Source organism: Vibrio kyushuensis, assembly GCF_050337325.1.
In the GTDB taxonomy this organism is placed as follows: domain Bacteria; phylum Pseudomonadota; class Gammaproteobacteria; order Enterobacterales; family Vibrionaceae; genus Vibrio; species Vibrio kyushuensis.
Window position 1 is genome coordinate 138,945 of sequence record NZ_JAKJSV010000005.1, and the last position, 12,239, is coordinate 151,183.

General features: G+C 42.4%; 15 protein-coding genes. 2 read left to right on the forward strand and 13 right to left on the reverse strand.

What is annotated here, in order from left to right; genetic code table 11:
* Positions 1-6: 6 nt before the first annotated feature.
* The 12 genes from L4D20_RS12240 to L4D20_RS12295 all read right to left on the reverse strand — a co-directional run bounded on the left by L4D20_RS12240 (position 7) and on the right by L4D20_RS12295 (position 8,048).
* On the reverse strand, positions 7-420 hold the full coding sequence (locus L4D20_RS12240) for a GFA family protein (protein ID WP_428801875.1): 414 nt from the start codon (positions 418-420) through the stop codon (positions 7-9).
* A gap of 65 nt (positions 421-485) precedes the next feature.
* Positions 486-959 (reverse strand): GNAT family N-acetyltransferase, encoded by a 474-nt coding sequence (locus tag L4D20_RS12245; RefSeq protein ID WP_428801876.1) that lies wholly within the window; start codon positions 957-959, stop codon positions 486-488.
* Between the two features lie 162 nt (positions 960-1,121).
* Complete coding sequence (locus L4D20_RS12250) at positions 1,122-1,811, reverse strand: polyphosphate polymerase domain-containing protein (RefSeq protein WP_428801877.1); 690 nt, start codon at positions 1,809-1,811, stop codon at positions 1,122-1,124.
* Positions 1,808-4,444 (reverse strand): CotH family protein, encoded by a 2,637-nt coding sequence (locus tag L4D20_RS12255; protein ID WP_428801878.1) that lies wholly within the window; start codon positions 4,442-4,444, stop codon positions 1,808-1,810. Before L4D20_RS12255 ends, L4D20_RS12250 begins: the two co-directional genes overlap by 4 nt.
* A gap of 2 nt (positions 4,445-4,446) precedes the next feature.
* Entirely contained in the window at positions 4,447-5,175 is a 729-nt protein-coding gene (locus L4D20_RS12260) for a DUF4956 domain-containing protein (RefSeq protein ID WP_428801879.1), read from the reverse strand.
* A gap of 279 nt (positions 5,176-5,454) precedes the next feature.
* Positions 5,455-5,793 carry a hypothetical protein gene (locus L4D20_RS12265; RefSeq protein WP_428801880.1) on the reverse strand — a complete coding sequence of 113 codons (339 nt, stop codon included), beginning with the start codon at positions 5,791-5,793 and terminating at the stop codon, positions 5,455-5,457.
* Between the two features lie 29 nt (positions 5,794-5,822).
* Positions 5,823-6,023 carry a CPXCG motif-containing cysteine-rich protein gene (locus L4D20_RS12270; protein WP_428801881.1) on the reverse strand — a complete coding sequence of 67 codons (201 nt, stop codon included), beginning with the start codon at positions 6,021-6,023 and terminating at the stop codon, positions 5,823-5,825.
* A gap of 38 nt (positions 6,024-6,061) precedes the next feature.
* Positions 6,062-6,421 (reverse strand): nuclear transport factor 2 family protein, encoded by a 360-nt coding sequence (locus tag L4D20_RS12275; protein WP_428801882.1) that lies wholly within the window; start codon positions 6,419-6,421, stop codon positions 6,062-6,064.
* Between the two features lie 101 nt (positions 6,422-6,522).
* Positions 6,523-6,828, reverse strand: coding sequence for a DUF1330 domain-containing protein (locus L4D20_RS12280; protein ID WP_428801883.1), 306 nt, complete (start codon positions 6,826-6,828; stop codon positions 6,523-6,525).
* Between the two features lie 26 nt (positions 6,829-6,854).
* On the reverse strand, positions 6,855-7,187 hold the full coding sequence (locus L4D20_RS12285) for a YnfA family protein (RefSeq protein WP_428801884.1): 333 nt from the start codon (positions 7,185-7,187) through the stop codon (positions 6,855-6,857).
* Between the two features lie 26 nt (positions 7,188-7,213).
* Positions 7,214-7,486 (reverse strand): hypothetical protein, encoded by a 273-nt coding sequence (locus tag L4D20_RS12290; protein WP_428801885.1) that lies wholly within the window; start codon positions 7,484-7,486, stop codon positions 7,214-7,216.
* A 139-nt stretch (positions 7,487-7,625) separates the two neighbouring features.
* Entirely contained in the window at positions 7,626-8,048 is a 423-nt protein-coding gene (locus tag L4D20_RS12295) for a GFA family protein (RefSeq protein ID WP_428801886.1), read from the reverse strand.
* A 325-nt stretch (positions 8,049-8,373) separates the two neighbouring features.
* On the opposite strand from L4D20_RS12295, the gene L4D20_RS12300 reads away from it, so the two are divergent.
* The gene (locus tag L4D20_RS12300; protein ID WP_428801887.1) at positions 8,374-9,978 is read left to right on the forward strand and encodes an ABC-F family ATPase; all 1,605 of its coding nucleotides are present in this window, start codon (positions 8,374-8,376) and stop codon (positions 9,976-9,978) included.
* A gap of 137 nt (positions 9,979-10,115) precedes the next feature.
* On the opposite strand, the gene L4D20_RS12305 is transcribed toward L4D20_RS12300, so the two are convergent.
* Positions 10,116-10,916: an acyl-CoA thioesterase gene (locus L4D20_RS12305; RefSeq protein WP_428801888.1), complete on the reverse strand. Its 801-nt coding sequence runs from the start codon at positions 10,914-10,916 to the stop codon at positions 10,116-10,118.
* 253 nt (positions 10,917-11,169) lie between these two features.
* Here L4D20_RS12305 and trhO point away from each other — a divergent pair, with 253 nt between their 5' ends.
* Positions 11,170-12,159 carry an oxygen-dependent tRNA uridine(34) hydroxylase TrhO gene (gene trhO, locus L4D20_RS12310; RefSeq protein WP_428801889.1) on the forward strand — a complete coding sequence of 330 codons (990 nt, stop codon included), beginning with the start codon at positions 11,170-11,172 and terminating at the stop codon, positions 12,157-12,159.
* Positions 12,160-12,239 lie beyond the last annotated feature (80 nt).

The window sequence follows — 12,239 nt, forward strand, 5'->3', positions numbered from 1 at the left end:
TCTCCGTTATTTTGGGTTTGGAAAGCCATCGACTGTTACGGCTTGTAACCCAACCTTATGCCAGTCGGTTTTCTCGGCACAAAATATTTGAGCGTCCAGTTGTTTAGACGGTTCTTCATTTAAACTTCCTGCAGGAACAATGAGGAATTTTCCTGTTTTAGAGATATACGGAAGACCAGAGCCGCACTCCGTACAAAAGACTTTAGCGAATGAGCGCTCTGAGTGTTCGTATCGTTTAGTTTTATCGCCGCCTTTGACCCAAGTGATATTGTCTGGGGAAGTAAACAGGTTAGAAGCGTGAGCGGATCCTGTGAGCTTTCGACACTGCTGACAATGGCAAAAAAAGAATAGCTTAAAGTCGTCTTCTAAAGTGTATTCAACACTGCCACAACAGCAGCTACCTGTTAGCAATTTATTCATGTTTACTTCCTTGTATGAGTTGAAAAATTGATTGGAATATTTGTTGGTAGACTCCCTTGTACTACTTAAGGTTTAAGTCGACCACGCATGATGGTTTGAGGGCCAGCAGCACCGCCAAGGTATTGTTTTTCTGTATCTTCGAAACCACCTTTTAGGTAACACGCTTTTGCGTTCGGGTTTTTACAATTTACCGTTAAGTAAATGGAGTCAAACGAAGCGTAGTGGTTTTTCAAGTATGGGAATAGAGCAGTCACCACTTTGGTGCCGATTCCTTTTCCTTGTTGTTTATTATCAATAACAAAGGCTCTTAAACCTAGTCCACTTTCAGGGCAAAAGTCGTAGGTAGAGGAGTAGGCAGTATCCAATTTAAAAAAGCCAACAATAGCATCTTGATCTTTGATGATATGGAGGTGGGTAGTATCACTCTCTTGTGTTAAGAAATCATCGGCCGTACCAGCAAACTTGATTTGATCGTCGGCAAGCGTAATAGTTCGTACGGTATCAAAATGCGATTCATGCAGTTTTTCGATTGTGATCATAGCGTCCGTTATTCCTTAAACGTCGACATCATGTTGCGCTTTCTACTAGCTATAGTACACACATTTGTTACGCTATTGTTAGAAGAATTTATATCGACTTTCGAGCATTAAGCGTTGCTAAGGGAAGGTACAGGTAAGCGCAAAGTAGGGTGTTTATCTTCACTACAACCAAGTTAGGTTACGGATACTATTTACGTATTTAGAGTGACGTGAAGGCCTTAATGGGCAGGTTGAGATTAACTGACTCAGTGCTTGTTCATTACATGCGTCGGTTTTCAGCTCCAGTAAAACATAATCACCGAGTGAGACAGGGCGAACCAAATTGACACGGTGGTGATAACGTTGATCGTATGCCGTCATATTATAATCGATGGTGGCACGTATCTTATTGCAGCGAGAGATGTAGTATTTACGTGTATAACGGCAAATGATGATGGGAGTATGTTCGGCGCCCCAGAGGATTTGTCCATCCATTGGCAGGCGTTGGTGGCTTTTCAAAAGTTGCTGTGCCCAGCTAAAATTGGGCGCTAGAAGAGAAAGAGAAGTATCATAAAGTATCTTATACCCCTTACTGCCTCGTCGATGCTTGAACTCTAACTTAGCGTTAGTTGCGTCAGTTAAGTCACCATACCAGCGAATTCTTACTTTTTTACGATTGCTGATACCACTCAGGTTCTCTTCATAGCGAGCGAGTAATGGCGTGTCGAGATAGAGGCTATTCACATCTCTTTCGTCGTGATGCTTGCGAAAAGATATTGCATTGTTTATCAACCAAGCTTGTACTCTCTGCAATCGGTTCAGAGGGATTGGGATTTTAACTTCAAAGCGGTACTCTTGCTCTTCTGTGTTCATCTTGGTTTGTCCGATTTCATTACGGTGTTATACATCTTTTTTACGTCCAGTTTCTGTTGTTGAATTTCAATTCCATTAACAACCAGTTGGCTTCCCAGCTCCGCCACATTTTTCTCATCACACCCAGTGTCAGAACAGTGATAGTGACTCACGTTGAGTGATGCCGAACCAAAAACCCTTTTTTTGGAGTAACTCATTAACGCTTTGTATTGAACGTTTGAGGCCGTAACATGTTTTGCGTCGACGGAAGAGGCATCTTTAGCAACGATGCCAAAATTTACATCGTTAAATACCGCATTTTTAATGGTTAACTGACTGCGTTCACCTGCCGAAATGGCTTTGTCGCGCACTTTTTCAAAGGTGACATCAGCGAGTGCGAGTGTTGAACCACTTACGTCTAAGCCGTCTCCACCCGATCGAAAACCAATGTTATAAAACTGGCTGTTGATTAACTCTCCTGTGCAGAAATCACAATCAAAGGCATCAGAAAGTGCATTTTTTATATTAAGGCCTCGAATAAGGACATGTGCGTTGACAATATTTAAGCCGTCTTCTGATTGATTATCGGTAATGTCGACCGATTGCATTTGAACGAAACCATTAACAAAATAGAAAGCCCCACGTGGCTGCCAAAGACCAGGTTTAGGGCTGCTAGCAAAGCTAATTTTCAGGTGTGATATGGAATGTGTTGTCTCTTTGTTTTTGGATAAAACCGCCAATCCAGACCATTTAGTCGAACCGTCCGTTTTGGTCATGATCACAGGATGCTCATTAGTCCCATTCACATCTAAAGACCCAAAGATCATTAACCCTGCTTTTTTACTGAAGTTCAGCTCAGTACCGGCGGGTATAATAACTTTGGTATTTTCTGGTGTGACGAGATACGTATCAATATTCCACTTACCAGGTTTAAATTGCCATTGTCCTTTGGCTCGAACGATAAAATGATCATAAGGAAATGCACTGGTTGTTGATGGGCTTGGCCTAGGGACGAAAGTCAGTGGCTTAAGATTATTAACGAACTGAAATTTTGCGACTTTTTTTCCTTCTAAAGCGGCAAAGACATTGATGGATTCCATGCTGCTAGGCAAGGTGAAAGCGGTTTGTTGATTCGGCATTATTTTTATAGGGAGTTCATCATTTAGGTCATCCAGTGGGTTGATTTCATCGTACTGAGTGATGCCCTCAATCCCTTTTATTAAAAGGGGCAGTTGGTCATTATTGGTGACCGTCCAAACTTTCTTACCGCCATGACTGCTTAGGCGGCTGACTAAATCCCAATTTGCTATTGCTGTGAATGAATCCATCTGTCTGTGAAGATTCGGATCCATATGCGAAATGGATTGGCATTCTGATGTTTGGTAATCCATATGCCAGCAATTTGCTTGACGCTCCATGATGGAGTAATCGAAAGCGGTGATCAGTGGGCTATCAGAGTGGAGCTGTTGATTGAAGTTGGCTTCAAATGTTTTAAGGTTAGGAATTAATGTCGAATGTAATTTAGACATTAGCGTTTCTTTCGCCTCTTCGTAATGGGCTCTAACTTGTGGGTCACTTAACATGGTATTACTGAGCTCAAACGTATGGCTAGGGGGGCGCATCAACCAGATATGCGATGCAGGGGTGACGGCCACATCACTTTGGATTGGTTCTAGTTTGGCGGTATGCGGATTGTAGTACCAACGCCAATTGTTCCATGTAAGCGCGTGCCATGCGCCCCATAAGTCGACAGTAGCAAGGTATTGCCCCAGTCGTTTGGCGTCAAACACGTCGCTAGCAGCACGGTGTCCATCCAAAAACTCATTAAGAAGCGCCAGAGACAACTGTCTTTGATTGGAAAGCGAGTGATTACCTAGAACGGTTTTACGTTGCAGAACGCGTGGTTTTAATACACGGTGAATTTGCCCGCGTTCATTGGTGGTTTCTGCGTGCATATCAAGCCGTATAATTAAACCTTCAGTGCGGTTGTTGACAGCTAACAAATCTTGACTGAATCCTTGCTCAAATAACATGACTCCCCAGTCCTCACCGTTTAATGCCACCTTAACGGGAATATGTTTGGGCGAGATAATGTCGAAATTAGCCAGTTTCATGCTTTGAGAAAACAGACTCGAACCTTGGTTCAGGCGAACACTGGGAGCAACTAGGGCAAATCGTCTTGATTCAAATATGGCTTGTTTCTTACTCAGTGTCACTTTCAAGGACCATCGATTGGTTTTGTTGATGTGATCGAGCATATCGCCCTGCAATCGAACCTTCGCTGATATTTTGTTTGCATCATAGTAAATAACGGCGGAAACTTCGTTTCTAACGTCAGGAATAAAACCTTGGTTCATCGCGGTTTGGCGATCATCTTTTAGCTTTAGCCATGCTTGATATTTAATATCGATTTTTATAATCGGCAGATCTTTATTTGATAAATACCAATGCGTTGGAGCCAAAGCAATGCTCTTTGCCAATTGTAAGGCTTTATCTTGGGTCTCGGTGTGGTGTGACATGAAGCCTTTGTCGATTAAGTAGCTTTTCACAGCATTGCCAGTTGGGAAAATGAGTATCAGCAATAGCAATAGACACAGCGCATAAATATGTTTCTCGCGCAAAGTGGATGAGCTTTTTTTGCTATACAGCTGCATGGTTATACCCCTGCAATATTATGCTGTTCTAACAATGAGATATTGATACCCGGATATTCACGTTTCAATGCGTTAATAAACTGATCGATTTGTAGCTCATCACTGATTGAAATGAAAAAGGTGGCATCAAACTGAGTGTCAGAGATGTCGATTCTACGTAATTCAATACGGTCAACGTGCTGCTGTAATGTAATCTTAAGCGCCGAGATGAGAAGGGTCTCTTCATAACCATCATCGCAGTGGTGATTGAGCGAAAGAAACAAGCCATTCTCTGTTTGATGATGCTTATCTCGCTTTTTAACTAAGGTCACGAGCAAAAGCGTGACCGTACAAGCTAAGATAGCCGCGAGGGTTTGGCCAGCCCCAAGAGCGACGGCAATAACAATGTTTAAGAATAGGTAGAGCAATTCTTCTGGCTCTTTAATTGGCGTACGAAATCGAACAATGGAAAGTGCCCCAACCAGCCCTAAAGCCAGTGCCAACGATGCTTTAACCACGGTTATGATTAATATGACGCTTAACATGAGTAGAGGAAATAATCGGGAGAAGTCTTGGCGATTACAAAAGGCACTAGCGTATTTTCGAAAGTGGTAACCGATAATACTCGCCATGATAAAGCCGATGATTAAATTCAATAACAAGGCGGCGAGCTGAACACTGGCGTAGGGAAAAAACATTGATCGAATGTCTTTGGGTAAGAATGCGATTAAGAGTGGATCGACGGCTTCCATAGTGACTCCTAGTTCTACAATTGAATAACCTGACTATTTCGCTTATTAAAAGAGACGCATAATTAACGATAGGCATAAATCGATCCAATATTGATACTTTTGACAGTAGCAGTGGTCGGCATATTATTGTTCCATTTTTCAATTGGTTACTTGGTTTGTGTGTGTTGTGGCGTATTGGGTTTCCCTTGTCTTGAGCACCTAGTAAAGTCAGAACCGTGGTGAGATGCAGTTTGGTTTTCAAATTGAGAATTATGGAAGAGGGCACAGATAGAAAAGGCGCTACCAGTTGATTTCCTGACTACTCTCGACAATCAGGCCAGACTCAATGAGCGTAGTCATTACTAATACTTGGTGGTCTTCAATCGAAAGTGTTTCTGTTAACGCCTTTGCTAGGCCTAATTGAATTTTGGATATGGATGTTTGGGGCCACTGTGATGGTAAAGATAGCTCTGCAATAACAAAATATGCATTACCGTGTTGACGTTCAGTTCGAATAAAGTTGACGGTCATTAAAGAGACGTCTTGCTCTGAATAGTTTGCCCACTGATCAATGATGCTCGATGACTGACTGATCTGTAGGTCTAGACTTGGCGCATAGAAACAGTTCGCGATAGGCATAGTGTGGCTCCATTTATTTGTCGTCCAATTTAAAACACGTCGTCTTCGCAGTATACGCGGACAACAAATGCTTCACTTTCCCGTCCAGTAATGACAAAGGTAATCGGGCGGCAACAGACTTGGCAATCTTCAATATAACCTTGGTCTAGGTCGCTTGAATCAACCAGTACATCTATCGTTTCGTTACAATATGGACACGAAATAGAGTGTTCAGTCAGCGTGTTTAGCAAAACGTTAGTTCCTGTTGCTTGGGGTGACGATATTTTGATTAAAAAGCGTTCGCCCACTGGTTCGTGTCGATAAACCACCGCTCTTCAAATATCTTATCGTTTTCGAATTTGAATAGTACCGTTAGCTGAGAAGCGGTAATCTTGTTAGATTTCCACTCAACAATTGAGACGACTTCATTACCTCCTTGTAGGTGACGCAATCCGGTAATTTCAAAGCCGGGTGGTAGTATCTCACCTAAACTATTTAGCGCAGAACGAAAATCTGCTCGTCCCTCTAAAATATCTGTTTGTCCGGGCATGACAAAAGTCATCTCGTCAACATAATCCGCAACTAACTCATCGAAGTTTCCGGCTCCCACTGATTCCCAGCCACTTTGTACGATACCAATTAAGCTCATTATTTTTCTCCTATAGCCTTTGCACTTATAACTATAGAAGGAGTTTGATCATTGTGGGGGCTTGGACACATTTCAATTGAGTGCGCCAGAGTAGTGTAGATTTAGCTAGGCGTTTTTTCATAACTAGCAATGATGGTCGTATTTTGTACCGATTCGTTAAAGTAGCGTTCTTTTACTTGAAGATATTCATCATTGGAAAAAAATTCATCTGCCGTAGCTTGATTTGGGAAGTTGATGGTAAAGACACGATTGATTGGAACATCAACTTGAGACAGTAGCACTTCGGAAACAACGAAGTCGTAGCCAAAAGAACCGCCATGAAAGCTTAAGAGCGGTTTCATGGCTTCTCTATACTGGGTGTAGACAGCATTGTCAGTGACTTCAAGTCCAACTAAAAATTCATACATAGGTTATTCCTTGATTATTAATGCAATTAACCATTTCTTGGTGCGAACATGATGATGGCCATTCCGAGCATCGCGACAGATGCGCCCACAAAATCCCAAACGGTAGGGCGGATACCATCAATCATCCAAAGCCAGAGTATCGCGGCGAATATGTATACGCCTCCATAAGCGGCATAGACACGTCCGGCAGCAGTGGGGTGCAGTGACAACAACCAAGCAAATAGTGCCAAACAGAGTGCGGCTGGAACGAGTAGCCAAATACTTTTTCCCTCTCGTAACCAGAGGTAGGGAAGATAGCAGCCGATGATCTCGGCTATGGCAGTGATAAAGAAAAGGCCGATGGTTTTTATATCTAACAAAGGAGGCTCTCGTTTTAATGGTTAATCTAAATATCTAGGGTTATTTTCTGTCTAATGAATGCGGGTACATCCAGTAATTCACCAGTATCTGCGTTGGTGAGTTCATTAATATGTTGTTTTAACTGATTGTCAATTACGTGTTGTAAAGACTCATAGCTTATTCCAAAGAATCGAGCACTTGTCATTAAGCCATTAATGAAGTGACGTTTTTCATTTTTTTCTTCTGTTTTTGAATCAACAATTTGGCGGTATTGATGAAGTTCATCAGCGAGATAGCTTAAAAATTTTGAATGTTCCATATAAAGAGTCTCCTATCTGTTTTCTGCGAGTTCAGTGAATAAAGCCTTGTCCATGTACCTAGTTCTAAGTCTCTAGATCTATATTATCTGTGAAGTAATTATTAACAACGAACGTAGTAATAATAGAAATCTATTTTTGCTATTTTCGTCCTTCTTCGAAGGTCGTTAAATTCTCATCCAGAGCACTCCAGACGGCCTTATAGGACGTGTAAATCTGCGCATCAATGGTGACGGGGATATCATCGTCGAGCGTTGAGATGGCAAGCTCAATTTTCTCAATCGGTGCACCTTTCACTCTAAAACCTAAGCTAGAGCCGCATTCCATGCAGAAGGTGCGGGTTGTTCCATTGGGCGCGACGAACTCTTTAAGTAGGTGTTCGCCTGAAAGCCAAGTGAGGCCTCTAACACCCACTAATGTCCCAAATGCGGAACCATGAAATTTTCGGCACATTGAACAGTGACAATTAGCGGCTTTATTATCAAAACCACTGACGGAAAACTGGATGCCGCTACACAGGCAAGATCCCTTGTATACCTTTGAGTCGTTACTCTTATTGTTCATCCTGAACTCCATTCTGATGTTATCGCCCAATAGCGGGAATTAATGGTTACGTTATGGTGAAAATACAAAGATTCACGTTTCAAGGTAACACTACCTTAGTCAGAGGTTTTGGTCACCGTATTACACGTTGTTGTAGAGTTTGAGTTAAAAAGAGAGACATTTCGTTATATAGAGCACCAAATACCGTCTGTGACTTAGCTCTCACATCTATCATTTGTTCAATAAATCTGTATAATTCGCCGCCTATAAATTCGTTCTTTAATTTCAGTCGATTTGGCCTCTCCGATAATGTAGATAGCCAATCGTAACATCTAGGAATACTTCATTGATTTCAACTGCTAACATCACCATGCAATTTGGCGCCGAGCCTTTATTTGAAAACATTTCAGCTAAGTTTGGTAACGGTAACCGTTACGGCTTAATTGGCGCGAATGGATGTGGTAAATCAACGTTCATGAAGATTCTTAGTGGTGAACTTGCTGCTAGTTCAGGTAACGTATCAATTACTCCTGGTGAGAAACTGGGTGTATTGAGTCAGGATCAGTTCGCATTTGAGCAATACAACGTTATTGATGTTGTAATTATGGGCGACCGCAAACTTTGGGAAATCAAACAAGAGCGTGACCGCATCTATTCACTGCCTGAAATGAGCGAAGAGGACGGCATGAAAGTGGCCGATCTTGAAAGTGAATTTGCAGAGATGGATGGCTACACAGCAGAAGCGCGTGCAGGCGATATCCTGATTCAAGCAGGTATTGAAGAAGAGTTCCATTTCGGTTTGATGCAGCAAGTTGCTCCCGGTTGGAAGCTGCGTGTGTTACTAGCACAAGCCCTTTTCGCTAACCCAGATATCTTGCTACTTGATGAACCAACCAACAACTTGGACATCAACACCATTAACTGGCTTGGTGAAGAGCTTAATCAGCGTAAATGTACAATGATTATCATCTCGCACGATCGCCACTTCTTGAATTCTGTATGTACTCATATGGCAGATATCGATTACGGTGAGCTTCGTATTTACCCTGGTAACTATGAGTACTTCCTTGAAGCGTCTGGTCTTATTCGCGAACAGCTACTTTCAAGCAATGCTAAAAAAGCGGCTGAAATTAGCGAACTGCAAGACTTTGTTAACCGATTTGGTGCGAATGCATCTAAAGCGAAACAAGCAAGTTCTCGTGCGAAGAAGATGGATAAAATCAAACTAGACGAAGTTAAATCGACTAGCCGTATCAGCCCATCCATTGATTTTGGTGAAGGTAAGAAGCTGCACCGTTTAGCGTTAGAGTTAAAAGATGTAGGCCATGGCTTCGAAGAAGGCATGCTGTTTGAAAAAGGCAACTTACTATTAGAAGCTGGGACTCGTTTAGCGGTTATCGGTGAAAACGGTGTCGGCAAAACAACACTATTACGCTGCCTAGTTAATGAGTTAGAGCAAAATGAAGGTGTCGTTAAATGGTCTGAAAATGCCTCTTTTGGTTATTGCCCACAAGACAGTACTGCTGACTTTGACAACGATTTAAGCATCTTTGATTGGATCTCTCAATGGCGCACCACTAAACATGATGACTTGATGGTTCGTGGTATTTTGGGTCGTCTGTTGTTTACTGCTGATGATGCGAATAAGAAAGCGAAAAACTGTTCGGGTGGAGAAAAGAACCGTCTGTTGTTTGGTAAGTTAATGATGCAAGACGTTAACGTCCTTATTATGGATGAGCCAACCAACCACATGGATATGGAAGCCATTGAAGCGCTAAATAATGCGTTGAAAGAGTACCAAGGTACGCTAATTTTCGTTAGCCATGACCGTGAGTTTGTATCATCTCTTGCAACCTCTATTATTGACGTTAAAGATAAGCAATTAGTTAACTTCCAAGGTACGTACAACGAGTATCTTGCACACCAGAAGAAGTTACTCGCTACGTCATAGCCTGTTGATGCTATAGGCATTCGACGTCACTTTTGCTGCCTATTGAAATAAAAACCGCCGAGATCGTCTAACGATCTCGGCGGTTTTGTTTGCATGTTATCCTAATTACAAACGCTTATAGTGCATTGCTTATTTATCTAGCTGAAAAGCGCAACACTTTGGCGGCTAATCGCAATCAAATCTCCGGCACTGTTCCAGATGTCTGCTTCTAAGTGTGCATAGCCATTTTCGGCTTGCCTTGTGACCGCTTTATACGCGAACCAATCAGTCGGTTCTACGGGCTTATGTGGATGAATAAATTCTAAGTTCCACATCATCGTGCTGGCCGGTGCTGGCTGTTGCATCATTTGCAATACCGCAGGGGGCCATGAATCAATCAAGCAAATTAAATGGGCATCTGCAATTATCAGTGGTTCGCTCTTAAACCGCATCCATCCTTTCAAATGTGACAGTGTCGCACCACTGTACGGCATTGCGCCTTCATCAATTGCCAAATCAATATTGCTAATGAAGTTTGGTGTGACGGAGGGGATCACTGGAACAAGCGGAAGCGAGTCGGGTGCACGCAAATCATGCTCACTAGTGTTGCTGACTTCAACCTCAGAAAATCGTTCGATACCAAAGCTTGCTTGCTGGATGACCGCAACTTCATTGTTTTGAATGATCCTTCCCGTTAACTGTGACGCGTTTTTTCCTTCTCGCAGTACTTCAATTTCAAATGAGAAAGGCGTATCAACGATAAGAGGCCCCACAAAGTTTGTGGTGAGGGAGCGTAAAGGGCGATCGTCAGCCACTTTGGTTTTCATTGCCGTGTATAAAAGTGCCGCTGAAATGCCACCGAACGCGGTTCTTCCTTGCGTCCAATTATCAGGGAAGGTCATGCTCGAATGACCTTTGGCGCAATCTTGTGCTTTTTGGAGTAGGTTATCAATATGCATAATGTAACGCTGTTATTGGAATGTAAGCACAATGTTAACTGGTCGGATCAGGCAAATCAATTCTTCAAGTCGCCTATAGTGATCTTGGGTTATATATTGATTAACATTACTAGACCTTGTTAGTTGTAATGTTAAATACCCCTGTTTTTGGTTGGTTTTTGTGGAGTCTATGCTTCGTTATACTTCGCGTGATTTTAAACTGTCTACCAAGACACGCACTGGATTTACGTTCCAGCTCGCAGAAGGAAAAACCATGTCTCAATATGTTGTATGTGCGCTATATAAATTTGTAACGCTCAATGATTACCAAGAAATTCGCCAACCATTAACTGATCTCCTTGAAGCTAATAATATCCGCGGTACTTTGCTTTTAGCGAGCGAAGGCATTAACGGTACGGTTGCAGGAAAGCGTGAATCAATCGATGCATTACTGAAATGGTTCAAACAAGATACACGCCTAGCCGATGTTGTTTATAAAGAGTCGTTCAACGAAGAGCAGCCTTTCAATCGAACTAAAGTGAAATTGAAAAAAGAAATCGTGACCATGGGTGTCGAAGGTATCGATCCTCTCAATGTAGTCGGAACGTATGTGAAGCCAAGCGATTGGAATGATCTAATTTCGGATCCAGAAGTGCTACTAGTTGATACTCGAAACGATTACGAAGTGGATATCGGCACCTTCAAAAATGCCGTGAACCCAAACACGGAAACGTTCCGCGAATTCCCTCAATACGTTGCAGACAATTTAGACCCAGCCAAACATAAGAAAGTCGCTATGTTTTGTACTGGCGGTATTCGCTGTGAAAAATCAACCGCCTACATGAAAGAGCAGGGCTTCGACGAAGTGTATCACCTTGAAGGTGGTATTCTTAAGTACTTAGAAGAAGTGCCAGAAGAAGAGACAATGTGGGAAGGCGATTGTTATGTATTTGACGGTCGTGTGGCTGTCAATCACCAACTTGAAAAGAGCGGCTATGACGTTTGTAACGCATGTCGTTTACCAATCACAGCGCAAGATCAAGAATCTGAGTATTTTGAAAAAGGTGTGAGCTGCCCTAAGTGTGTAGATAAGCATAGTGATGAACAAAAAGCACGATTCCGTGAACGTGAAAAACAAGTTCAGCTTTCAAATTCTCGTGGTGAAACTCATGTTGGTGGCGAAGCGGGTCACTTAATTGAACAACGTAAACAGCAAAAGCTCGCGTTGAAGGAGCAGCAACGTTCTGGCAAGAGAGTAAAATAAGGCGCGTTCAGTTCGCACTTTAATTTCTCAAAAAATAGCGACAGTGGCCTAGATATTTGTCTAGGCCATTTTTGTGTGTC

Excerpts from the sequence above, each read along its gene's own strand:
- L4D20_RS12245 (WP_428801876.1), bottom strand. The coding sequence starts at position 959 with ATGATCACAATCGAAAAACTGCATGAATCGCATTTTGATACCGTACGA.
- trhO (WP_428801889.1), top strand. The coding sequence starts at position 11,170 with ATGTCTCAATATGTTGTATGTGCGCTATATAAATTTGTAACGCTCAAT.
- L4D20_RS12305 (WP_428801888.1), bottom strand. The coding sequence starts at position 10,916 with ATGCATATTGATAACCTACTCCAAAAAGCACAAGATTGCGCCAAAGGT.
- L4D20_RS12240 (WP_428801875.1), bottom strand. The coding sequence starts at position 420 with ATGAATAAATTGCTAACAGGTAGCTGCTGTTGTGGCAGTGTTGAATAC.
- L4D20_RS12250 (WP_428801877.1), bottom strand. The coding sequence starts at position 1,811 with ATGAACACAGAAGAGCAAGAGTACCGCTTTGAAGTTAAAATCCCAATC.
- L4D20_RS12280 (WP_428801883.1), bottom strand. The coding sequence starts at position 6,828 with ATGTATGAATTTTTAGTTGGACTTGAAGTCACTGACAATGCTGTCTAC.
- L4D20_RS12265 (WP_428801880.1), bottom strand. The coding sequence starts at position 5,793 with ATGCCTATCGCGAACTGTTTCTATGCGCCAAGTCTAGACCTACAGATC.
- L4D20_RS12295 (WP_428801886.1), bottom strand. The coding sequence starts at position 8,048 with ATGAACAATAAGAGTAACGACTCAAAGGTATACAAGGGATCTTGCCTG.
- L4D20_RS12275 (WP_428801882.1), bottom strand. The coding sequence starts at position 6,421 with ATGAGCTTAATTGGTATCGTACAAAGTGGCTGGGAATCAGTGGGAGCC.
- L4D20_RS12255 (WP_428801878.1), bottom strand. The coding sequence starts at position 4,444 with ATGCAGCTGTATAGCAAAAAAAGCTCATCCACTTTGCGCGAGAAACAT.
- L4D20_RS12260 (WP_428801879.1), bottom strand. The coding sequence starts at position 5,175 with ATGGAAGCCGTCGATCCACTCTTAATCGCATTCTTACCCAAAGACATT.
- L4D20_RS12290 (WP_428801885.1), bottom strand. The coding sequence starts at position 7,486 with ATGGAACATTCAAAATTTTTAAGCTATCTCGCTGATGAACTTCATCAA.